Consider the following 21,602-nt stretch of genomic DNA (forward strand, 5'->3'; position numbering starts at 1 on the left):
GCGGCCGTTCGACCCTGCCCGAGGCGGGGGCGCTAGAATGTCGCCCCCTCCCACGTCCCGTTCCAGCAGGAGTTCCGCCCGTGATCAAGCCCCGTACCCCGCCCGGCACCCTTGAACTGCTGCCGCGCGAGCAGATTGCATTCCAGCGCATGCTGGACGTGATCCGCCGCAACTACGAGCGCTTCGGTTTCCTGCCGGTGGAGACGCCGGTGTTCGAACTGTCCGACGTGCTGCTGACCAAGTCCGGCGGCGAGACCGAGCGCCAGGTGTACTTCGTGCAGTCCACCGGTGCGCTGGCCAATGCGGCCGAATCGGGCGACCGTTCGCTGCCGGAAATGGCGCTGCGCTTCGACCTGACCGTGCCGCTGGCACGCTACGTGGCCGAGCACGAACACGAACTCACCTTCCCGTTCCGTCGCTACCAGATGCAGCGTGTGTACCGCGGCGAGCGTGCCCAGCGCGGCCGTTTCCGTGAGTTCTACCAGTGCGACATCGACGTGATCGGCAAGGACAGCCTGAGCGTTCGCTATGATGCCGAAGTGCTGGCGGTCATCCACGCCGTGTTCTCGGAACTGCGCATCGGTGACTTCAGCATCCAGCTGAACAACCGCAAGCTGATGCGCGGCTTCTTCGAAAGCCTGGGCGTGGCCGAAGGCGAGCGCCAGCTGGCGGTGCTGCGCGAAGTGGACAAGCTCGACAAGCGCGGCGCCGATTACGTGCGCGAGACGCTGGTCGGCGAAGGCTTCGGGATCCCGGCCGAACAGGTCGAGAAGATACTGGCCTTCGTGGCTGTGCGTTCGCAGGGCCATGCCGATGCGCTGGCGCACCTGGCCACGCTTGAAGCCGACGCCGGTTCTTCGGAGATCCTGCGTGCCGGTGTTGCTGAACTACGCGAAGTGCTGCAGCTGGTGCAGGCGCTTGGCGTGCCGGAAAGCGCCTATTGCCTGAATTTCTCGATTGCGCGTGGCCTGGATTACTACACCGGTACCGTGTACGAGACCACGCTGACCGACCACCCGCAGATCGGCTCCATCTGCTCGGGCGGCCGTTATGAAGACCTGGCCAGCCACTACAGCAAGTCGAAGCTGCCGGGCGTAGGCATCTCCATCGGCCTGTCGCGCCTGTTCTGGCAGCTGCGCGAGGCCGGCCTGATCGACGGCATCGAAGCCAGCAGCGTGCAGGCGCTGGTGGCGCTGATGGACGAGCAGGGCATGCCGCAGTCGCTGGACATCGCGCGTCGCCTGCGCGCCGGTGGGATCAACACCGAAGTGCAGATGGAGCCGAAGAAGATCGGCAAGCAGTTCCAGTACGCCGCCAAGGCGGGCATCCGCTTCGTGGTGTTGGCCGGTGAGGACGAGCTGGCGCGCGGGGTGGTGGCGGTGAAGGACCTGGTGCGCGAGCAGCAGTTCGAAGTCTCCCGCGACGAGCTGGCCAGCACTTTGCAGGTGGAGCTGGAGCAGTCGAAGGTGATGTAACGGCCATTGGCAGCATGCAGCGCTTCAACGAAACGCCCACCCACCGGTGGGCGTTGTCGTTTCCGGGCCCCGGCCGTGCCGACAGCTCGCGGCCATCTGTCGAAGGCGGGGGCGGTCCGAACCCCGCTTTGCCGCTGCTCCGGCCTGCGCGGGCGCAGGGCAGCAGCCCTGCCGCCCCCTCACCCCCCTATTTGACGCGTCGCGGAATGATGCGCTAATGTACTAACGCGCTATTACATTGATGCATGGAAACGACCCCGTGAAAGCCCGTCCCGACATTGCCGCCAAAGACCCCAGGGCCGACCTGGAAGCCCTGGCCCGGGCCTTTGCCGCCCTGCGCGAGCCGGAACAGGTCGAGGCCTTCCTGCGCGATCTGTGCACCCCCGCTGAGCTGGAAGCCATGGCCGACCGCTGGAAAGTGGTGCCGCTGCTGCAGCAGGGCGTGCCGTACCGCGAGATCCACGAGCGCACTGGCGTCAGCGTGACCACCACCGGACGGGTGGCGCGAACGCTCGAGCATGGCCATCGAGGCTATGCCGCCGCCATCGACCGCCTTGCTTCGCGCTGATCCGCGCCCCGTTCCGAACTTCGAGACCTCCCCCATGAGTGCAACCCAGGCAGCGCCGGCACGAGACCGGCTGCGTATCGCCATCCAGAAGAGTGGCCGGCTGGCCGAGCCCGCCCGCAACCTGCTCAGTGCCTGCGGCCTGAGCTGGCGCGAGAGCCGCGACAAGCTGTTCTGCTACGGCGAATCGCTGCCGGTGGACCTGCTGCTGGTGCGCGACGACGACATCCCCGGCCTGATCGCCGACGGCGTCTGCGACCTCGGCATCGTCGGCCGCAACGAGCTGGACGAACAGGCCGCGGCACGCCGCCAGGTCGGCCTGCCGGACGCCTATCAGGCGCTGCGCGGGCTGGGCTTCGGCCAGTGCCGGCTGATGCTTGCGGTACCCGAGGAGTGGCAGTGGCAGGGACCGGCGCAGCTGGCCGGCACCCGCATCGCCACCAGCTACCCGGCCATCCTCAAGCAGTGGCTGGCCGAGCAGGGGGTGGACGCACAGGTGGTCGAGCTGTCCGGTTCGGTGGAAATCGCACCGCGCCTGGGCACGGCCGACCTGATCTGCGATCTGGTGTCCAGCGGCGCGACACTGCGCGCCAATCAGCTGACCCCGGTACACAACCTGCTCGACAGCGAAGCAGTGCTGGCCGGTGCAGTGCGCGTACCGGATGATGCGCGCGCATCGCTGCGCGCGATGCTGCTGCGCCGCCTCGACGGCGTGGTGCAGCGCCAGGACCGCAAGCTGCTGATGTTCCGCGCCAGCGAGGATCGCGTCGACGCGCTGGCGCAGCTGCTGGCCGATGCCGAGCCGCTGGTGCGGCTGCCGGCCGATGGCGGCGCGCTGCGCCTGCAGACCATGTGCCCGGGCCCGCTGAGCTGGCAGCGCATGGAAGAACTCGAGCGCGCCGGCGCGCAGGGCCTGATGGTGTTGAGCGTGGAGCGGTCGCTGGCATGAACCGTCTGACCTGGTCCCGACTTGATGAAACCGCGCGCCGCGCCGCGCTGACCCGCCCGGTGCAGACCGTGGCGCAGCAGACCCGCGACGCGGTGGCTGCGTTGATCGCGCAGGTGCGTGCGCAGGGCGACGACGCACTGCGTGCGATCACCGCGCGTTTCGATGGTGTCGAGCTCTCGTCCTTTGAGGTGAGCGAAGCCGAATTTGCCGCTGCCGAAGCCGCCGTGCCCGCCGAACTTCGCCAGGCCATGGTGGACGCCGCCGAGCGCATCGCCCGCTTCCACGCCGCCGGCATGGGCAAGGGATACGCGGTGGAGACCGCGCCGGGGGTGGTCTGCGAACGCATGCTGCGTCCGATCGGACGGGTAGGGCTCTACGTGCCGGCCGGCAGCGCACCGCTGCCGTCCACTGCGTTGATGCTGGGCGTGCCCGCGCAGCTGGCTGGCTGCCCGCAGGTGGTGCTGTGCACGCCGCCACGCGCCGACGGAAGTGCCGATCCGGCAGTGCTGGTAGCCGCCCGCCTGACCGGCGTGCGGCGCGTGTTCAAGCTGGGCGGCGCGCAGGCGATCGCCGCGATGGCCTATGGCACCGCCAGCGTTCCGGCCTGCGACAAGCTGTTCGGGCCCGGCAACAGCTTCGTGACCGAAGCCAAGCAGCAGGTCGCGCAGGATGGCGCCGCCGCCATCGATATGCCGGCCGGTCCCTCCGAAGTGCTGGTGATTGCCGATGCTGGTGCCAATCCGGCGTTCGTCGCCGCCGACCTGCTGTCGCAGGCCGAGCACGGCCCGGATTCACAGGTGCTGCTGCTGACCGACGATGCCGCGATGCTGGCCGCGGTCGAAGTCGAGGTGGAGCGCCAGGTGGTCTTGTTGCCGCGCCAGCAGATCGCGCGCCAGGCCTTGTCGGCCTCGCGGTTGATCCAGGTCGATTCGCTGGAGGAAGCCTTCGCGATCAGCAACCGCTATGCGCCGGAGCACCTGATCCTGGCACTGCGTGATCCGCGCGCGTGGCTGGACAAGGTGCAGGCGGCCGGCTCGGTGTTCCTGGGGGATTACACGCCCGAAGCACTGGGCGACTACTGCAGTGGCACCAATCACGTGCTGCCGACCGCCGGTGCGGCGCGTGCCCACAGTGGCGTCAGCGTCGCCAGCTTCCAGAACCTGATCAGCGTGCAGAGCGCCAGCGCCGCCGGCCTGGCCGCGATCGGCCGCTGCGCGCGCATCATCGCCAGCGCCGAAGGCCTGGATGCACATGAACGTGCGGTCGCAGTGCGCATGGAGGTGGCAGCATGAGCACGGCGATCGATGACGTGCTGGGGCTGGTGCGCCCCGATCTGCAGGCCTTCGCTGGCTACAGTTCGGCGCGCAGCGCGGCGGTGCAGGGCGAGGTCTGGTTGAACGCCAACGAGTCGGCCTGGGCCAATCCGGCCGACGCGGCTGGCAGCAGCCGGCGCTATCCCGAACCGCAGCCGTTGGCATTGCGTGAGGGACTGGCGGCGCTGTACGGCGTGACGCCACAGCAGCTGCTGATCGGTCGCGGCAGCGACGAAGCCATTGATCTGCTGGTGCGCGCGCTGTGCGTGCCGGGCCGCGATGGCGTGCTGGTCACGCCGCCGGTGTTCGGCATGTACGCTGTCTGCGCACGCCTGCAGGGTGCCGCATTGATTGAAGTGCCGCTGGTGGACAGCGAGGATGGCCTGCGCGCCGACCTGGATGCGGTGATCGACGCGGCCAAGGCGCAAGGCGCCAAGCTGGTGTTCCTGTGCGCCCCGTCGAACCCGGCCGGCAGTGATATCGCCCTGGATGAAGTCGAGCGCGTGGTGGTTGCGCTGCGCGGGCAGGCGCTGGTGGTGGTGGACGAGGCCTATGTCGAGTACGCAGGGCGCGCATCGGCCATCACGCTTCTGGCCGCACATGCCAATCTTGCAGTACTGCGCACCTTGTCCAAGGCGCACGCGCTGGCTGCTGCCCGCGTCGGCACCCTCATCGCCGCCCCGGAGCTGATTGCCGTGCTGCGCCGCTGCCAGGCGCCGTACCCGGTGCCGACGCCGTGCGCGGAACTGGCGGTACAGGCGCTGCAACCCGGCGCGCTGGCCAGGACCGCCGAACGCGTAGCCACGGTGATTGCCGAGCGCGAACGCCTGCGCGTGGCGCTGCCGGGCCTGCCCGGCGTGCGTCGCGTCTACCGCTCATCCGGCAACTACCTGCTGGTGCGCTTCGCCGATGCCCAGGCCGCGTTCGATACGCTGCTGGCTGCGGGCGTGGTGGTGCGGGACCAGCGCGCCGCGCCGCAGTTGGGTGATGCGCTGCGCATCAGCATCGGCAGCCCAGAAGAGAATGACCGCGTGCTTGCGGCCCTGTCGGCGCGGAGGGCCGCAGCATGACCCCGATCCTGTTCATTGACCGCGACGGCACCCTCATCGAGGAGCCGTCCGACTTCCAGATCGACGCCTACGAGAAGCTGCGCTTCGTGCCGCAGGTGATCCCGGCGCTGCTGAAGCTGCGTGACGCCGGCTACCAGTTCGTGATCGTCACCAACCAGGACGGCCTCGGCAGCGACAGCTACCCGCGCGCCAGCTTCGATGGCCCCAACGACCTGATGCTGCAGATCTTCGAGAGCCAAGGCATCACCTTCCGTGATGTGCTGATCGACTGCAGCTGGCCGCACGACAATGCGCCGACCCGCAAGCCGGGCATCGGACTGATGACGGCTTATCTGCAGGACCGCAGCATCGACTGGGCGCGTTCGGGCATGGTCGGCGATCGCATCACCGACCTGCAGTTTGCCGACAACCTCAACATCCGCGGTTTCCAGTTGCGCACCGCGCAGTTCGGTGGTCAGTGGGACTGGCCGGGCATTGCCCACGCGCTGGCCGACGCACCGCGCACCGCCGTAGTCCAGCGCAATACGAAAGAAACGAAGATCCGCGTGGAACTGGACCTGGACCGTGCCGCTGATGCACGCATCTCCACAGGCCTGCCGTTCTTCGACCACATGCTGGAACAGATCGGCAAGCATGGCGGCTTCGCGCTGGACATCCAGGCCGAGGGTGACCTGCACATCGACGAGCACCACACCATCGAGGACACCGGGCTGGCCCTGGGCCAGGCCCTGCGCGAAGCACTAGGCGACAAGCGCGGCATCGGCCGCTACGGTTTCACCCTGCCGATGGACGAGACGCTGGCCAGCGCCGCACTGGATTTCAGCGGCCGGCCCTACTTTGTGTTCGAGGGCGAGTTCAAGCGTGAGCGCGTGGGCGATATGCCGACCGAGCTGGTGCCGCACTTCTTCCGTTCGCTGTGCGATGCCAGCGGTTTGAACCTTAACCTGCAGGTACGGGGCGACAACGATCACCACAAGGTCGAGGCCTGCTTCAAGGCTCTGGCACGCGCGCTGCGCCCTGCATTGGCCCGGCAGGGCACGGCACTGCCGAGTACCAAGGGGGCGTTGTGAGTGACGTCGCGCTGATCGATGCCGGTGGTGCCAACCTGGGCTCGGTGCGCTATGCGCTCGAACGTCTTGGCGCCAGCGTTCGGCTGGTGCGCGATGCCGATGGACTGGTCGGCGCGCAGCGGGTGATCCTGCCCGGCGTCGGTGCCGCCGGTCCCGGCATGCAGCGCCTGCATGCGCAAGGCCTGGTCGAGCCGTTGCAGCGGCTGGAAGTGCCGTTGATGGGCATCTGCCTGGGCATGCAGCTGTTGTTCGAGCGCTCCGAGGAAGCCGGCGTGGAAACGCTGGGGCTGATTCCCGGGGTGGTGCGCAAGCTGGTACCAGCCTGCGGCATCCGGGTGCCGCACATGGGTTGGAACCGCCTGCTGCCGCTACGTGAGTCGCTGCTGTTGCAGGGTGTACCCGAGCGGGCCAGCGCCTATTTCGTGCACAGCTATGCGGCGCCACTGAATACCCACACCGTTGCTGCCTGTGATCACGGCGGCCTGTTCACGGCCGTGGTGGAGCAGGGCCGCTACTACGGCGCACAGTTCCATCCCGAGCGCTCCGGCGAGACCGGCTCGCTGATGCTGCGCAACTTCCTTGAGGGCACTGCTGCATGAGTTTCATCGTCTACCCCGCGCTGGATATCCGCGACGGCCGCGTGGTGCGGCTGCGCCAGGGTGACTACGCGCAGGAAACCTCGTATGGCGACGATCCGCTGCCGCGTGCACAGGCCTTCGCTGCGCAGGGCGCGCAGTGGATGCATCTGGTCGACCTGGACGCTGCGCGTGCCGGTGGCTACACCCTTGCGCCGCTGCTGGCGTCGATCCGTGCGCAGACGCCGCTGCAGGTGCAGACCGGCGGTGGCGTGCGCGGCCGCGACGACGTGGCGCGCATCCTCGATGCCGGCGCCGGTCGCGTAGTGGTCGGCTCGCTGGCGGTGCGTCGCCCCGATGAAGTGGTCGGCTGGCTGGAGGAATTCGGCGCCGAACGCATCACCATTGCGCTTGACGCCCGCCAGGATGCACAGGGCCAGTGGCAGCTGCCGGTGCACGGCTGGACCGAGAACGCCGGGGTGACCCTGGATGACCTGGCCCAGCGCTACGCACGCGCCGGCATGCGCCACCTGCTGTGCACCGACATTGCCCGCGACGGCATGCTGGCTGGGCCCAACATCAGCCTCTACCAGCACCTGTCGGCGTTGCTGCCGGGCGTGGCCGTGCAGGCTTCCGGTGGCATCCGCGACGTGGACGATGTGGCCGAGGCCCGTGCTGCCGGCTGCGGCGGTGCCATCCTCGGCAAGGCCCTGCTGGAGCAGCGCATGGACCTGTCGGAGGCACTGGCATGTTGAGCCGGCGCATCATTCCGTGCCTGGACGTGCGCGATGGCCGCGTGGTCAAGGGCGTGCGTTTCCGCGATCACGTCGACATGGGCGATATCGCCGAGCTGGCGCAGCGCTACCGTGACCAGGGCGCCGACGAGCTGGTGTTCTATGACATCGGCGCCAGCCCCGAGGCGCGGTCAGTGGACGTGGCCTGGATCGAGCGCATCGCACGCTTGATCGACATTCCGTTCTGCGTGGCCGGTGGCATCGACAGCGTGGAAACCGCGCGCCGCGTATTGTTCGCCGGTGCCGACAAGGTGTCGATCAATTCGCCGGCGCTGGGCCGGCCGGAGCTGATCACCGAGCTGGCGGACGAGTTCGGCGTGCAGTGCGTTGTGGTGGGGGTCGATTCGGTGCGCGAGGCCGACGGGCAATGGCGGGTGCGTCGTTTCAGCGGCGATCCGGACAAGACCCAGGCGGTGCCGCTGCGCACGCTCGACTGGATCGTCGAAGCGCAACGGCGTGGAGCCGGCGAGATCGTGTTGAACTGCATGGACAGCGATGGCGTGCGCCGCGGCTACGATGTCGCACAGTTGCAGCAGGCGCGGGCACTGTGCCAGGTGCCGCTGATCGCCTCTGGTGGCGCCGGTGCGATGGAACATTTCGCAGAAGCCTTCGACCAGGCCGACGTCGATGGTGCACTGGCGGCGAGCGTGTTCCACAGCGGCGCCATCGCCATTCCAGAATTGAAGCGCTACCTGCGCGGACAGCAGATCGAGGTGCGGGATGTCTATTGAAGTCAGGCCGTCGTCGGACGCATTGCAGGCGCTGGACTGGAGCAAGGGCGACGGCCTGCTGCCGGCCGTGGTTCAGGATGCCGACACCCTGCAGGTGCTGATGCTGGGCTATATGAGTGCCGAATCGCTGGCGGCCACGCTGGCCATCGGCCACATGACCTTCTTCAGCCGCAGCAAGCAGCGGTTGTGGACCAAGGGCGAGCAGTCCGGCAACGTGCTGGTGGTGCAGTCGATCAGCGTCGACTGCGATGCCGATACTTTGCTGGTGATGGCGCGGCCGGCGGGGCCAACCTGCCACACCGGTGCAGAGAGCTGCTTTGACCAGGCGCCGAAGGATTTCCTGGGCGGGCTGGGCCAGCTGGTGGCGATGCGTGAGGCGCAACGCCCGCCGGGCAGCTACACCACCAGCCTGTTCGAGGGCGGCATCCGCCGTATCGCGCAGAAGGTGGGCGAGGAGGGCGTGGAGACCGCATTGGCCGCCGTGGCGCAGGATGACGAGGCATTGCTGGGCGAGGCGTCGGACCTGCTGTACCACCTGCTGGTGCTGCTGCGCGCGCGCGGCCTGTCGCTGGATGATGCGCGCGCGGTACTGGAAAAACGCCATCGTTGAAGTGCGGTAGTGCCGGCCGCTGGCCGGCAACCTCATCATCTTCGGGCATCTAGGGCTTGCCGGCCAGCGGCCGGCACGACCCGCCGGCAATGCAGCCGAGCGTGGCTCGGCTCTACAATACCGCGTCTCTTTCTGCCGGATGCCTCCCATGAAACTGCCTGCCGCCTGGCTGTGCTGCCTGTTGCTGACCTCGCCGGCCTGGGCTGCGGACACCGTGGTCAGCGGCAAGGTGTATCTGGAGCGTGACGGCAAGCCTGGCCGCGGTGCGACCGATCCGGGCCTGGCCGGGGTGCAGGTTTCCAACGGCGAGACCATCGTCAAGACTGCCGCTGACGGCAGCTACAGCCTGCCGGTGCGCGACGGCCAGACCGTATTCGTGATCAAGCCTGATGCGTATTCCTTCCCGAAAGCGGCCGACGGCCTGCCTTCGTTCTGGCGGCACTATCGCCCGAACGGTTCGCCGGCGTTGAAGTACGGCGGCATCGCCGCGACCAGCGACGTCACCCGCAACTGGGATTTCGCCCTGCAGTCGGATCGCCATGACAGTCGGCGCGGCTTCCAGATGCTGGTGTTCACCGACTCCCAGACCGCGAGCCTGAAGGACATCGGCTACTACCAGCAGTCGATCGTGGCGCCGCTGGTCGGCCAGACCAAGGCGCGCATGGGCACCACCCTGGGTGACATCGTCAACGATGACTTGACGCTCTACCCGGCGATCAACAAGGTCACCACCGGACTTGGCGTGCCGTGGTTCCATGTGCCGGGCAACCACGACCTCGATTTCGATGCGGCCAGCGACGAACACTCGCTGGACAGCTGGCGCAACATCTACGGTCCGGACACCTACGCGGTGGAAGAGGGCGGCGCCAGTTTCGTGTTCCTGGACGACGTGGTGTACGACCCCAAGGCCAGGCCGAAGTACATCGGTGGCCTGCGCGAAGACCAGTTCGCCTTCCTCGCCAGCTACCTGAAGGGCCTGCACAAAGACCGCCTGCTGGTGCTGGGCATGCACATCCCGCTGTTCGACGCGGCGCCGGGGCGCGAGACCTTCCGCCATGCCGACCGCCAGCGCCTGTTCGACCTGCTCAAGGACTTCCGCAACGTGCTCGTGCTCAGCGGCCACAGCCACACCCAGCAGCACGTCTACCACGGCAAGGCCGACGGCTGGAACGGCGACAAGCCGCTGCACGAGTACAACGTCGGCGCCAACTGCGGCGCGTTCTGGTCGGGGGTGAAGGATGCCGCCGGCGTGCCGGACAGCACCATGAGTGATGGCACGCCGAAGGGCTACGCATTGCTCGACGTGGCCGGCAACGGCAGCTATCGCCTGCAGTACCGCGTGGCCGGCAAGCCGGCCAGCGAGCAGATCGGCCTGCATGCGCCGAAAGTGCTGCGCCAGGGGGCTTACCCGGCGTGGGGCATCTATGCCAACGTCTACATGGGTGAGGATGCCAGCGTGGTTGAGTACCGCGTTGATGGCGGCGCTTGGCAGCCGATGAAGCAGGTCAGCCAGCCCGACCCGCGCCTGATGGTGGAGAACGTGGCCGACGATCTGGCTGACAGCCTGCGTGGCTACGACCGCTCGCCGGAGGCCACCGCGTCGCCGCACCTGTGGCGTGGCGCGCTGCCGACCGACCTGGCCGTGGGCAGCCACAAGGTCGAGGTACGCTCCACCCAGCCCGATGGCGCGGTGTTCACCGCCACCACCCGCTACAGCCTGCAGACGGCCCAGCCCTGACACGCCGCAAGGCCTCTCCAGCGAAAGGACCCCGCATGGATATCCGCTTCATGGCCGGCACCACGCCGGTGACCCTCAGCCGCCACTGGTTCACCGGCGCGATGCTGCTGCAGAGCGCCACCGAGAAGGTCTGGGTGCAGCATCCGCTGCATCCGGGCACGCACTTCTCCTTCTCGCTGGTACAGTCGTGGCTGCGCCACATCGCCGGCCACGAAGTGCTGGTCGAGCGCACCCGGCCGCTGCTGTTTGCCGGCTTCCGCCCGCAGCGGCTGCGCGTGCTGGTGGATGGCGTGCAGGTGGCCGAACAGGAAGGCATGTAGGCCAACCTGAACCGCCGGCGCGCTAGGCAAAGCCGCCCCGATGCCTGAGAATCGAGGCGATTCAATCGATCCAAGCAGGCCAGGCCAGCGTGACCATCGCAGCAGCGTCCACGGTTTCCACCGACTCCGCCCGCGGCGGTCTTCCGCGCAGTCTCGTTGTCGCCGATGTCGGCGGCACTTTCGCCCGTTTGGCGCTGGCTGAAGCGCAACCCGGCCACGCACCACGGCTGGGCAGCCACCGCACCTATGCCTGTGCCGAGCACCCCAGCCTGGCAGCGATCCTTGCTGATTTCACCGCTGGCCTCGGCCAGCCGGTGCAGACCGCGGTGGTCGCCATCGCCGGCCTGCTCGATGGCGATGTACTGATCAATTCCAATCTGCCGTGGACGGTCTCGCTGTCGGCCACCCGCGCGCAGTCCGGGCTGCATGAGCTGCAGTTGATCAATGATTTCGAAGCGGTGGCGCTGGCCATCCCGTACCTGCAGCCTGCCACTCTGGTGCCACTGAACGGCGATGCTGACCCGGCGCAGGCGTTCCCGGCGCTGGTGCTGGGCGCCGGTACCGGCCTGGGCGCGGCACTGCGTTTCGCCGATGGCGAGCGCCCGGTGCTGGCCAGCGAGATCGGCCATGCCGCGCTCGGCGCCGGCAACGCGCTGGAACTGCAGGTGCTGGGCAAACTGCTGCAGCGCTGGACGCACGTGGACAACGAGCGCGTGCTGTCCGGCAGTGGCCTGATGAACCTGTACCCGTGCCTGTGCGAGCTGCGCGGCGTCACCCCGGTGTGGACCAGTACCGAAGCACTGATCGGTGCCGCCCGCAGCGGTGAAGACGCGCTGGCGGTGGAGACGCTGCAGGTGTTCTGCGCCTGGCTGGGCAGCCTGGCCGGCGACGCAGCGATCGCCGTCGGTGCGCGCTCGGTGTACCTCGCCGGAGGTATTTCCGCGCATGTGCAGGATTTCCTGGCCGATGGCCGCTTCCGTGAGCGCTTCCTCAACAAGGGCGTGCTGACCGAGGTGCTGCGCCAGGTGCCGGTATGGCGCGTGGAGCACGGCCAGTTGGGCGTGCTCGGCGCAGCGGTCTGGCACGCCGCACGGCAGCCCACGCACGACTGATCGGCATGACCGGCATCGTGCCGGCCGTGCATTGCAGACTGGGAGGGGAAGATGGTGGATCGCAGGCAGTTCCTGCAGGCCGGTGCACTGGCTGCAGGCATGGCGGCTTTGCCGGGCGTGCAGGCGCGCACGCAGGGTGGGGCCAAGGTGGTTTCGACCTGGGACTTCGGCGTGCCGGCCAACCAGGCCGCATGGAAGGTGCTGTCGCAGGGCGGCAGCGCGCTGGATGCGGTGGAAGCAGGCGCACGCTGGGCTGAAAGCGAGCTGTGCAACCCCACCGTCGGCCATTGTGGCAACCCGGATCGCGACGGCGTGCTGAGCCTGGACGCGAGCATCATGGATGGCGATGGCCGTTGTGGCGCAGTGGCTGCGCTGGTCGACATCCTGCATCCGGTGTCGGTGGCCCGCAAAGTGATGGAGAACAGCCCGCACGTGCTGCTGGTGGGCGAGGGCGCGCAGCAGTTCGCGATGCAGCAGGGTTTCGAGCGCAAGCACCTGCTGACGCCGCAGGCCGAAGCGGCCTGGCGCGAGTGGCTGAAGACGGAGAAGTATCAGCCGCAGATCAACGCCGAGCGCCGTGGTATTCCCGGCAACAGCGACAACCACGACACCATCGGCATGCTGGCGCTGGATGCCAAGGGCCACCTTGCCGGTGCCTGCACCACCAGCGGCATGGCCTGGAAGCTGCACGGCCGGGTCGGCGACAGCCCGATTATCGGTGCCGGCCTGTATGTCGACAACGACGTGGGCGCGGCCACTGCTTCGGGCGTGGGTGAAGAGATGATCCGCAACGCCGCTTCGTTCCTGGTGGTCGAACTGATGCGCCAGGGGCGCTCGCCGGCACAGGCCTGCCGCGAAGCGATCGACCGTGTGGTGCGCAAGCGGCCGGAGGCGAGCAAGACCCTGCAGGTGTGCTTCCTGGCCATGAACAAGCAGGGCGAGGTGGGCGCCTGCGCGTTGCATCGCGGCTTCGTCTACGCGGTGTGCGATGCGCAGCGCCAGGATGACCTGCGCGACTCGCCGTCGATCTACACGAGCAGCCAGGCGTGAGCACGCGGCTGACCCTGGAGGTCGCCAGCAATTCGCTGGCTTCGGCACTGGCCGCGCAGGCCGGCGGCGCCGACCGCATCGAGCTGTTCGACAACCTGGCCGAGGGCGGCACCACGCCGTCCTTCGCCAGCATCGCGATTGCCCGCGAACGCCTGTCGATTCCGCTGTTCGTGCTGGTGCGGCCACGCCCGGGCGACTTCCACTACGACGCGCTGGAAACCGAACTGATGCTGCGTGACATCGCGCAGTGCCGCGCGCTGGGCTGCGATGGCGTGGTGATCGGTGCGCTGGAGGTGCAGGGCGGCATCGACCTGGCGCTGTGCCGGGAACTGGTGCAGGCCGCCGGGCCGTTGCAGGTGACCTTCCATCGCGCCTTCGATGCGGCCCGCGACCTGCCGGCAGCGCTGGAACAGGTGATCGGGCTGGGCTGCCAGCGCGTGCTGACCTCGGGCGGGCAGGTCAGCGCCGAGGCCGGTGCCGAAGTGCTGGCGGGCCTGGTGACCCAGGCGAAGGGACGCATCAGTGTGATGGCCGGCGCGGGGCTGGGCCCGGCCAATATCGCCGCCGTTGCGCGACGGACCGGCTGCACCGAACTGCACGCCTCAGCCAAGGGCCTGCGCCGGTCGGTGATGCAGTTCCAGAACCCGGCGCTGCGCGGGCTGGACCCGGACTGGAGCCAGACCGCCACCGCCACTGTTGCCGCGCTGCGGCAGGCGCTGGACGGCGCAAGGTAGCCCGCTTCCTCTGTAGAGCCGAGCCCACGCTCGGCTGCTCTTTGGGCCCCGGGGTCGGATCCCTTCGCAGAATGGCTCCGACCCCGGGCCTGCCCATCGTTGCGGGGCCGAAGAAGTGACGCTTACAGCACGTTCGAACGGCTGGGGCGGCAGGCCAAGTCGTTGAAATGGATACGCTGGTGCGCCGTCGCATGGCGGCGCAGTCGGTGATTGCCGATAGTGGTTCATACCGTCGTTCGCCAACGAACTCCCGCATGTTTCGACTGTTCCTGCTGCTTGTCTGCGTGGTGCCAGCCATTGCAATCGGCGCACGTGAAGGGCATGCACCGGAGTGGGTGCGGGAGGTGACTGCCGACAAGGACCTGCAGGTTGACCCCGAAATGGTTGGTGTGAGGATTGAGCCAACCGCGCGGGGCGCGTTCCTCGACACGCGCGTACATCGGATCGGGGAGAAGCGCTTTCGCGCGCTGTATCAGGTGTTCGATTCAAACGCTTCCAACCCGATGGGACGTTGTGGCGCTGGGCGCGAGATCCATCTGTTCGTCTACGAATTGACCCTGCCGAAGCCCATTGAGCGCGGCAGGGTGTTGATCAGCAGCTGCCTTGAAACCCTGTCTCTGGTGAGCCAGAACTCAGGGCGATCCAACAGTGAATCCGACTTTTCCTCGGTCATCTGGCAGGGGGACGGGTTCTCCATCGAGTGGTGGGGTATCGGACCCGGAGGCGATACGTCGAGCCACTACGCGCTCTGAAATGACCGCTTCGTCCCGACTCGATCGGGTGAGGGGAATCGCTGAGGGCGGACAAAACCGTTCCGCGCGCGGTTGTCGTGATCGTGTCACTACTTCGTGCGCCGTTCTCTCAGCGATGTGTCGCAACCATTTTGATTGTTATGGATGTCGATGGCCGCTAGCGGCATTCCGCCGGCTGTTGCTGCGCCGCCGCATGCCGGGCGTGGTTCAGCTGTGCTTTAGTTTGGATCGATCCACAGGGGAGGTGCCATATCGGTCGTGAACCGATCCAAGCGCCTGGATCCGTCGTAGTGCCGCGCCACCGTCCGCCCGTGCGTCCACATCTTCGAAGAGCAACCACCATGGCTCAGATCGTCCACAAGCGTCGCCACCTGCTGTCCCAGGCCCTGATCCTGGCCCTGCTTCCCCTGGCTGCCAATGCGCAGCAAGCCTCAAGCTCGTCTACCAAGGATCTCGACGCGGTCACCGTCACCGGCTCGCGCATCAAGCGCGCCAGTGTCGAAGGCCCGGCCCCGGTCAACGTGATCACCGCGCAGCAGATCCAGAAAGAGGGCTTCGTCAGCGTGTATGACGCGCTGAAGACGCTCACCGAAGCGACCGGCACCGTTGAAGCCGCCTCGCAATGGGGCTCGCACACGCCCAACGCCAGTGGCCTGAACCTGCGCGGGATGGGCCCGAACCGTTCTCTGCTGCTGGTCAACGGCCGCCGTGTGGCCGACTACCCGCTGCCCTACGGCGGCGAAACCAATTTCTCCAACTACGGCAACATTCCGGCCGCAGCAGTGGAGCGCATTGAAGTGCTGACCGGCGGCGCCTCGGCCATCTACGGTTCGGATGCGATCGCCGGCGTGGTCAACGTCATCCTCAAGACCAACTACGACGGCGACGAAGTGCGCGTGCGTGGCGGTACCTCCACAGAAGGTGGACGAGATACCTGGGACCTGTCCTGGGCCGGCGGCAAGACCGGCGACAACTGGAGCGTGACCTACGCGCTGCAGTACACCAAGCGCGATCCGCTGTTCGGACGCGACCGACCGCAGATGGACGACGCCGACGACGCACCGTATCCCTCCTGGAACATGGAGCAGCGCAAGGTCGGCTTCCGCCCCACCTCGGGCCTGGCATTGATCGACCCGACCAACGGCCAGCGCCTGGCACCGCCTGCAGGCACCTGCGAGAAGTTCGACGGCGAGTACTACACTGCCGATCGGCTGGTCTACAACTACGCTACCAACACCATCACCAACACCGGCCGCCTGTGCGGCATGAGCGCCGACTACGCCAACTGGCTGCTCACCGGCGGCGCCGAGAATGTTTCCGGCAACCTCTACGCCACCTTCGATTTCAGCAGCGACCTGCAGGCCTGGACCAACCTGGCGGTGTACCACTCCGAAGCGATCTGGGGCACCAATCCGCCCAGCGTCTCGCTGATCGACGACGACAACGGCTATTACTGGGATGCCAACCGCAACCGCCCGATCCTGGGCGTGCGCCAGTTCACTCCGAACGAAGTCGGTGGCCTGGATACCCTGCGCAACACCAACCGCGAGCTGTCCTGGGACTGGAGCGCAGGCCTGCGTGGCCGCCTTGCCGATCGCTTCGACTGGAGCGCCTCGGTGGGCCGTTCCTACTACCGCGTGGAAGAACGGCAGAACGTGGTGGACGAGCAGAAGTCGTACGACTACTTCCTCGGCCCGCGCCTGGGCACCACCCCCGATGGCGAGGCGATCTACGCGTTGAACGAATCGCGCTGGTGGAATCCGCTCACGCCGGACCAATACTGGCAGATGGGCACGGTGGCCAGGAACCGCGCGTCATCGTGGGTCAACCAGGCCTCGGCGGATATCACCGGCGAGCTGTTCCAGGGCTGGGCAGGCCCGATCTCGTTCGCAGCGGTAGCTGAAGTCGCGCAGCAGGGCTACCACCTCAGCCCGGACCCACGCGCCGGCATCGATTTCGACCTGCAGAACGTCGACCGCGGTGGTGGCGAGCGCACCCGGTATTCAGCGGGAGTCGAGTTCAAGATCCCGCTGCTGGAGAGCGTGACGGCCACCGCGGCCGCACGCTACGACCGCTATGGCAACTACAAGGCCGATGACAGCAGTGAAGCGTTGGATATCGGCAGCCAGAAGGAAACCACCTGGAACGTCGGCCTGGAATGGCGCCCGGTCGAATCGCTGCTGGTGCGTGGCTCGTATGCCACCAGCTTCCACGCGCCGGACATGCACTACCTGCTGGGCCAGCCGAGCAGTTCCGAAGTGCAGACCTATGATCGCCTGCGCTGCATCCAGAGCGGTGCCTACCTGGTCAACAACTGTGGCGTGGGCAACACCGATGTCTGGTACACCTTCGACGTGAACCGCCGTGGCACGCCGCTGCTGCGCTCGGAAACCGGTGATTCGTGGACGGTCGGCTTCGTCTGGGACGTGATGCCCAACCTGTCGGTCAGCGCCGACTACTGGGCGATCAAGCTGGAAGACATGATCGTCGACGTCGGCGCCGACGAGGTGCTGGCCAGCGAGGCCGGCTGCCTGACCGGCAAGAACATCGATGGCACGCCATGGGCCAATCCGGCCGGTGGCGACTACTGCGCCGGCATCCTGGCGCGCGTGAGCCGTGACAGCAACGGGCGCCTGGTGTCGATCGAGCGCGGCCCGTTCAACCTGGCCAGCCGCGAAGTGCGTGGCGTCGACCTGACCGCGCGCTACCGTCTGGAGACCGCGCAATGGGGCAGCTTCCAGCTGGGTGTGAACTACACCAACCAGATCTCCACCAAGGAACAGCGCTACGCCAACGACCCGAACCCGGAACGCCGCGACCGCGACCTGCGCAGCAAGCTGCGCGCGAGCCTGGCCTGGCAGCGCGGCAACTGGAATGCCAATGTCTATGCCGACCGCGTGGGCTCGGTGCCGGGCGTGCGCTACCACTGGGGCACCGACCGCCTGGACAACCCCGGCGGCTGCCTGCCGTTCGCCGATGGCTACGTGCCCAGCGACAGCCCGTCGCTGAACTGCCTGGAGCCGGCAACGCGTCCGGATGGCTCGCCGAACCCGAACCCCAATGCCGGGCAGCAGACGGCGCGCTACTACGGTCGAGTGGGGCCGTTCATCACCTGGAACTTCAACGTGGGCTACCAGGTGACCGAACACGCGAAGGTAAACGTGTACGTCAACAACGCCTTCAACTCCGCCAGCTGGAACCACAAGGATCCGTACAAGCTGGACTATGACTTCGCCCCGACCCGGTTGCTGAGCGCGGTCGGCCGTGAGTTCGCATTGGAGTATGTGTTCACGTTCTGAAGAGACCGACCTCGCCGGTAGATCCACGCCATGCGTGGATGCGGAAACGGAACGCCAGGGGCGGCCCCCCCCCTTCAGGCATGCGGACAGGCTGGATTTGACCTTCCCACGATGGCAAGGTTTAGCCTGTCCGCATCCAGAAGGAACCCCGGGAATCCGATCATGAGCACGCCCCGCGCCGCTGCCGCCTCCGCAAGTCCTGCCACCATCAGCCTGCCCATCGAGGGCATGACCTGCGCCAGCTGTGTCGGCCGGGTCGAGGCGGCGCTGTCCAGGGTCGAAGGTGTGGGCAGTGTTTCGGTCAATCTGGCCACCGAGCGCGCGGATATCCGCCCGTCCGGCCCGGTCGATCGGGCCGCGCTGATCCAGGCGGTGGAGCGGGTGGGCTACGACGTACCTGCCGCCACCGTTGAACTGGCCGTGGAAGGCATGACGTGCGCCTCCTGCGTGGGCCGCGTGGAGCGCGCGCTGCTGGCGGTGCCAGGCGTGAGCCAGGCCAGCGTCAACCTGGCCACCGAGCGCGCCACGGTGCGTGGCGTGGCGGATGCTGCGACGCTGGTCGCCGCCATCGACAAGGCCGGCTATGACGCACGCGTAATCGAGGCGGGTGTGCAGTCCGATGACGAGGCCGTAGAAAAGAAGGATGCCGAGCGTGCCGAACTGAAGCGCGACCTGATCGTGGCCACTGCGCTGGCATTGCCGGTGTTCGTGCTGGAGATGGGCTCGCACCTGATTCCCGGCATGCACGAATGGGTGATGGCCACGATTGGCATGCAGGCCAGCTGGTACCTGCAGTTCGCACTGACGCTCCTGGTGCTGGCCATCCCCGGTCGCCGTTTCTACCAGAAGGGCTTCCCGGCGCTGCTGCGCCTTGCACCGGACATGAATTCGCTTGTGGCGGTGGGCACCGCTGCGGCGTTCGGCTATTCGGTGGTCGCGACCTTTGCACCGCGGCTGCTGCCGCCGGGCACGGTGAACGTCTACTACGAAGCGGCGGCGGTAATCGTCGCACTGATCCTGCTCGGCCGCTTCCTCGAAGCGCGCGCCAAGGGCCGCACCTCGGAGGCGATCAAGCGTCTGGTCAACCTGCAGGCCAAGGTCGCCCACGTGATCCGTGACGGCCGCACCGTCGATATCCCGGTCAATGAAGTGCAGAGCGGCGACGTGGTGGAAGTGCGGCCAGGCGAGCGTGTGCCGGTCGATGGCGAGGTGGTTGAAGGCCGCAGCTACATCGACGAATCGATGATCAGCGGCGAGCCGATTCCGGTTGAGAAGCAGCCGGGCAGCAGCGTGGTGGGCGGTACGGTCAACCAGAAGGGCGCACTGACGGTACGTGCGACGGCGGTGGGCGCGCAGACCCTGCTGGCGCAGATCATCCGCATGGTCGAACAGGCGCAGGGCTCGAAGCTGCCGATCCAGGCGGTGGTTGACAAGGTCACGTTGTGGTTCGTGCCGGCGGTGATGCTGGCCGCGCTGGCGACCTTCGCAGTCTGGCTGATCTTCGGCCCGTCGCCGGCGCTGAGCTTCGCGCTGGTCAATGCGGTGGCGGTGCTGATCATTGCCTGCCCCTGCGCGATGGGGCTGGCCACGCCGACCTCGATCATGGTCGGTACCGGCCGCGGCGCCGAAATGGGCGTGCTGTTCCGCAAGGGCGAAGCGCTGCAGCTGCTGAAGGATGCGCAGGTGGTGGCGGTGGACAAGACCGGCACGCTGACCGAAGGTCGCCCGCGCCTGACCGACTTCGAGATCACGGACGGCTTCGATCGCAGCGCAGTGTTGGCGGCAGTGGCTGCAGTGGAATCGCGCTCTGAACATCCGATCGCCCGCGCCATCGTCGATGCAGCCACTGAACAGGGCATTGCACTGCCGTCGATGGTCGATTTCGAATCGGTCACCGGCATGGGCGTGCGTGCCAGCGTTGATGGTGCGCGGGTGGAGGTCGGTGCCGATCGCTTCATGCGCGATCTGGGCGTGGACATCACTTTGTTTGCGGCGCTGGCGGCAGAGCTGGGCACCCAGGGCAAGTCGCCGCTGTATGCCGCCATTGACGGTCGCCTGGCCGCAATCATCGCGGTATCCGATCCGATCAAGCCGAGCACGCCGGCCGCAATCGCGGCACTGCATCAGCTTGGCCTGAAGGTGGCGATGATCACCGGTGACAACGCTGGTACCGCGCACGCGATCGCGCGCCAGCTCGGCATCGACGAAGTGGTGGCCGAGGTGCTGCCGGAAGGCAAGGTCGAGGCGGTGCGCCGCTTGAAGACCACACATGGCCATGTCGCCTTCGTCGGCGACGGCATCAACGATGCGCCGGCACTGGCCGAGGCCGATGTCGGCCTGGCGATCGGAACCGGTACCGATATCGCGGTGGAATCGGCCGACGTGGTGCTGATGTCGGGTAACCTGCAGGGTGTGCCGAATGCCATTGCGTTGTCGAAGGCGACGCTGGGCAACATCCGGCAGAACCTGTTCTGGGCCTTCGCCTACAACACCGCGTTGATTCCGGTGGCCGCCGGCGTGCTGTATCCGGTCTGGGGCGTGCTGCTGTCACCGGTGTTCGCGGCCGGTGCGATGGCCCTGTCCAGCGTGTTCGTGCTGGGCAATGCGCTGCGCCTGCGCCGCTTCCAGCCACCGATGGCGGATGCCGCCGCCGTCACTCATTGAAGGGAATACCCATGAACATCGGTGAAGCCGCCAAGGCCTCCAGCGTGTCGGCGAAAATGATCCGCTACTACGAACAGATCGGCCTGATTCCCGCCGCTGATAGAACCGAGTCGGGCTACCGGGCGTATTCGCAGGCGGACATCCACCGCCTGCGTTTCATCCGCCGCGCACGCGATCTGGGCTTCCAGGTGGCCGAGATCACCGATCTGCTCGGCCTCTGGAACGATACCTCGCGGCACAGCGCCGACGTCAAGCACCTGGCCGAGCAGCACATCGCCGATCTGGAGCAACGCATCGAGCACATGCGGCAGATGGCCGACACGCTGAAGTCGCTGATCAGCTGCTGCGCGGGTGATGAGCGCCCGGAGTGCCCGATCCTGGAGCGGTTGGGTGAGGACGATGGGACGCTGGTACCGGTCGATACCGCGAAGACTGGTGCGGTGCGGCGGCGTACGCACAAGCATTGACTCGATATCGCATGCATGAAAAAGCCCGCCGGGTGCTGTAGTACCCGGCGGGCTTTTCAGTATGGGACAGGACAGGGGATCAGGCAGTACGCGGCGGGAAGCCGGCATCGGTCAGTGCCGCCACGATCTGCGCTTCGCTGGCCGAGGTCTGCACCTGCACTCGGCGGCTGGCCGGATCTGCCTGCACGCTGGCCTGCGGATCGACCAGTTCGATCGCCTTGGTCACGCTGCGCGCGCAACCGCCGCAGGTCATGCCTTCAACATGGAATTCCATCCGTAGCTCCTTGGGTGCTCTTGGGGTCGAGTCAGTGTGC

Annotated in this window: 20 protein-coding genes; 19 read left to right on the top strand and 1 reads right to left on the bottom strand. The window is 67.2% G+C overall.

Annotation, left to right across the window (positions count from 1 at the left end; genetic code table 11):
* The first annotated feature begins 80 nt into the window (after nucleotides 1-80).
* From hisS to cueR, 19 genes are all read left to right on the top strand, one after another.
* The gene (gene hisS / locus AC5P8J_RS15045) at nucleotides 81-1,475 is read left to right on the top strand and encodes a histidine--tRNA ligase (protein WP_021202836.1); all 1,395 of its coding nucleotides are present in this window, start codon (nucleotides 81-83) and stop codon (nucleotides 1,473-1,475) included.
* Nucleotides 1,476-1,734: 259 nt separating this feature from the next.
* Nucleotides 1,735-2,043, top strand: a complete 309-nt coding sequence (locus AC5P8J_RS15050; protein WP_180832226.1) for a YerC/YecD family TrpR-related protein — start codon at nucleotides 1,735-1,737, stop codon at nucleotides 2,041-2,043.
* A 34-nt stretch (nucleotides 2,044-2,077) separates the two neighbouring features.
* Entirely contained in the window at nucleotides 2,078-2,989 is a 912-nt protein-coding gene (hisG, locus tag AC5P8J_RS15055) for an ATP phosphoribosyltransferase (RefSeq protein ID WP_059034314.1), read from the top strand.
* Nucleotides 2,986-4,281: a histidinol dehydrogenase gene (gene hisD, locus AC5P8J_RS15060; RefSeq protein WP_495216938.1), complete on the top strand. Its 1,296-nt coding sequence runs from the start codon at nucleotides 2,986-2,988 to the stop codon at nucleotides 4,279-4,281. Before hisG ends, hisD begins: the two co-directional genes overlap by 4 nt.
* Nucleotides 4,278-5,372 (top strand): histidinol-phosphate transaminase, encoded by a 1,095-nt coding sequence (hisC, locus tag AC5P8J_RS15065; protein ID WP_111099134.1) that lies wholly within the window; start codon nucleotides 4,278-4,280, stop codon nucleotides 5,370-5,372. The genes hisD and hisC overlap by 4 nt, the downstream gene beginning before the upstream one ends.
* Complete coding sequence (hisB, locus tag AC5P8J_RS15070; protein WP_111099135.1) at nucleotides 5,369-6,442, top strand: bifunctional histidinol-phosphatase/imidazoleglycerol-phosphate dehydratase HisB; 1,074 nt, start codon at nucleotides 5,369-5,371, stop codon at nucleotides 6,440-6,442. The genes hisC and hisB overlap by 4 nt, the downstream gene beginning before the upstream one ends.
* A complete protein-coding gene (gene hisH, locus AC5P8J_RS15075) occupies nucleotides 6,439-7,041 on the top strand; it encodes an imidazole glycerol phosphate synthase subunit HisH (protein ID WP_006436751.1) in 603 nt (200 codons plus the stop codon). The genes hisB and hisH overlap by 4 nt, the downstream gene beginning before the upstream one ends.
* Complete coding sequence (hisA, locus tag AC5P8J_RS15080; RefSeq protein WP_111099137.1) at nucleotides 7,038-7,772, top strand: 1-(5-phosphoribosyl)-5-[(5-phosphoribosylamino)methylideneamino]imidazole-4-carboxamide isomerase; 735 nt, start codon at nucleotides 7,038-7,040, stop codon at nucleotides 7,770-7,772. Before hisH ends, hisA begins: the two co-directional genes overlap by 4 nt.
* Nucleotides 7,766-8,542, top strand: a complete 777-nt coding sequence (gene hisF, locus AC5P8J_RS15085; RefSeq protein WP_046985961.1) for an imidazole glycerol phosphate synthase subunit HisF — start codon at nucleotides 7,766-7,768, stop codon at nucleotides 8,540-8,542. Before hisA ends, hisF begins: the two co-directional genes overlap by 7 nt.
* Complete coding sequence (gene hisIE / locus AC5P8J_RS15090; RefSeq protein WP_227853982.1) at nucleotides 8,532-9,152, top strand: bifunctional phosphoribosyl-AMP cyclohydrolase/phosphoribosyl-ATP diphosphatase HisIE; 621 nt, start codon at nucleotides 8,532-8,534, stop codon at nucleotides 9,150-9,152. The genes hisF and hisIE overlap by 11 nt, the downstream gene beginning before the upstream one ends.
* A gap of 148 nt (nucleotides 9,153-9,300) precedes the next feature.
* The gene (locus AC5P8J_RS15095; RefSeq protein ID WP_058982388.1) at nucleotides 9,301-10,890 is read left to right on the top strand and encodes a calcineurin-like phosphoesterase C-terminal domain-containing protein; all 1,590 of its coding nucleotides are present in this window, start codon (nucleotides 9,301-9,303) and stop codon (nucleotides 10,888-10,890) included.
* A gap of 35 nt (nucleotides 10,891-10,925) precedes the next feature.
* Complete coding sequence (locus AC5P8J_RS15100; protein ID WP_005409434.1) at nucleotides 10,926-11,210, top strand: hypothetical protein; 285 nt, start codon at nucleotides 10,926-10,928, stop codon at nucleotides 11,208-11,210.
* 89 nt (nucleotides 11,211-11,299) lie between these two features.
* Nucleotides 11,300-12,322: a glucokinase gene (locus AC5P8J_RS15105; RefSeq protein ID WP_164144264.1), complete on the top strand. Its 1,023-nt coding sequence runs from the start codon at nucleotides 11,300-11,302 to the stop codon at nucleotides 12,320-12,322.
* A 51-nt stretch (nucleotides 12,323-12,373) separates the two neighbouring features.
* Nucleotides 12,374-13,372 (top strand): glycosylasparaginase, encoded by a 999-nt coding sequence (locus AC5P8J_RS15110; protein ID WP_164144263.1) that lies wholly within the window; start codon nucleotides 12,374-12,376, stop codon nucleotides 13,370-13,372.
* Entirely contained in the window at nucleotides 13,369-14,106 is a 738-nt protein-coding gene (locus AC5P8J_RS15115) for a copper homeostasis protein CutC (RefSeq protein ID WP_164144262.1), read from the top strand. The genes AC5P8J_RS15110 and AC5P8J_RS15115 overlap by 4 nt, the downstream gene beginning before the upstream one ends.
* Nucleotides 14,107-14,273: 167 nt before the next feature.
* Complete coding sequence (locus tag AC5P8J_RS15120) at nucleotides 14,274-14,858, top strand: hypothetical protein (protein ID WP_227853981.1); 585 nt, start codon at nucleotides 14,274-14,276, stop codon at nucleotides 14,856-14,858.
* A gap of 341 nt (nucleotides 14,859-15,199) precedes the next feature.
* The gene (locus AC5P8J_RS15125; RefSeq protein ID WP_227853980.1) at nucleotides 15,200-18,157 is read left to right on the top strand and encodes a TonB-dependent receptor plug domain-containing protein; all 2,958 of its coding nucleotides are present in this window, start codon (nucleotides 15,200-15,202) and stop codon (nucleotides 18,155-18,157) included.
* Between the two features lie 162 nt (nucleotides 18,158-18,319).
* Entirely contained in the window at nucleotides 18,320-20,821 is a 2,502-nt protein-coding gene (locus tag AC5P8J_RS15130; protein WP_188249757.1) for a heavy metal translocating P-type ATPase, read from the top strand.
* Between the two features lie 11 nt (nucleotides 20,822-20,832).
* The gene (cueR, locus tag AC5P8J_RS15135; RefSeq protein WP_019661429.1) at nucleotides 20,833-21,288 is read left to right on the top strand and encodes a Cu(I)-responsive transcriptional regulator; all 456 of its coding nucleotides are present in this window, start codon (nucleotides 20,833-20,835) and stop codon (nucleotides 21,286-21,288) included.
* Nucleotides 21,289-21,367: 79 nt separating this feature from the next.
* Here cueR and AC5P8J_RS15140 read toward each other — a convergent pair whose 3' ends face one another.
* A complete protein-coding gene (locus AC5P8J_RS15140) occupies nucleotides 21,368-21,562 on the bottom strand; it encodes a heavy-metal-associated domain-containing protein (protein WP_021204511.1) in 195 nt (64 codons plus the stop codon).
* Between the last annotated feature and the right edge of the window lie 40 nt (nucleotides 21,563-21,602).

The organism is Stenotrophomonas sp. YJH_SMC_37, assembly GCF_059370035.1.

What these genes read in the sequence shown, in the direction of transcription:
- AC5P8J_RS15125 (WP_227853980.1), top strand. Translation starts at nt 15,200, where the DNA reads ATGGCTCAGATCGTCCACAAGCGTCGCCACCTGCTGTCCCAGGCCCTG.
- hisA (WP_111099137.1), top strand. Translation starts at nt 7,038, where the DNA reads ATGAGTTTCATCGTCTACCCCGCGCTGGATATCCGCGACGGCCGCGTG.
- AC5P8J_RS15100 (WP_005409434.1), top strand. Translation starts at nt 10,926, where the DNA reads ATGGATATCCGCTTCATGGCCGGCACCACGCCGGTGACCCTCAGCCGC.
- hisB (WP_111099135.1), top strand. Translation starts at nt 5,369, where the DNA reads ATGACCCCGATCCTGTTCATTGACCGCGACGGCACCCTCATCGAGGAG.
- AC5P8J_RS15120 (WP_227853981.1), top strand. Translation starts at nt 14,274, where the DNA reads ATGGATACGCTGGTGCGCCGTCGCATGGCGGCGCAGTCGGTGATTGCC.
- cueR (WP_019661429.1), top strand. Translation starts at nt 20,833, where the DNA reads ATGAACATCGGTGAAGCCGCCAAGGCCTCCAGCGTGTCGGCGAAAATG.
- hisIE (WP_227853982.1), top strand. Translation starts at nt 8,532, where the DNA reads ATGTCTATTGAAGTCAGGCCGTCGTCGGACGCATTGCAGGCGCTGGAC.
- AC5P8J_RS15140 (WP_021204511.1), bottom strand. Translation starts at nt 21,562, where the DNA reads ATGGAATTCCATGTTGAAGGCATGACCTGCGGCGGTTGCGCGCGCAGC.
- AC5P8J_RS15110 (WP_164144263.1), top strand. Translation starts at nt 12,374, where the DNA reads ATGGTGGATCGCAGGCAGTTCCTGCAGGCCGGTGCACTGGCTGCAGGC.
- hisD (WP_495216938.1), top strand. Translation starts at nt 2,986, where the DNA reads ATGAACCGTCTGACCTGGTCCCGACTTGATGAAACCGCGCGCCGCGCC.
- AC5P8J_RS15130 (WP_188249757.1), top strand. Translation starts at nt 18,320, where the DNA reads ATGAGCACGCCCCGCGCCGCTGCCGCCTCCGCAAGTCCTGCCACCATC.
- hisF (WP_046985961.1), top strand. Translation starts at nt 7,766, where the DNA reads ATGTTGAGCCGGCGCATCATTCCGTGCCTGGACGTGCGCGATGGCCGC.
- hisG (WP_059034314.1), top strand. Translation starts at nt 2,078, where the DNA reads ATGAGTGCAACCCAGGCAGCGCCGGCACGAGACCGGCTGCGTATCGCC.
- AC5P8J_RS15095 (WP_058982388.1), top strand. Translation starts at nt 9,301, where the DNA reads ATGAAACTGCCTGCCGCCTGGCTGTGCTGCCTGTTGCTGACCTCGCCG.
- hisC (WP_111099134.1), top strand. Translation starts at nt 4,278, where the DNA reads ATGAGCACGGCGATCGATGACGTGCTGGGGCTGGTGCGCCCCGATCTG.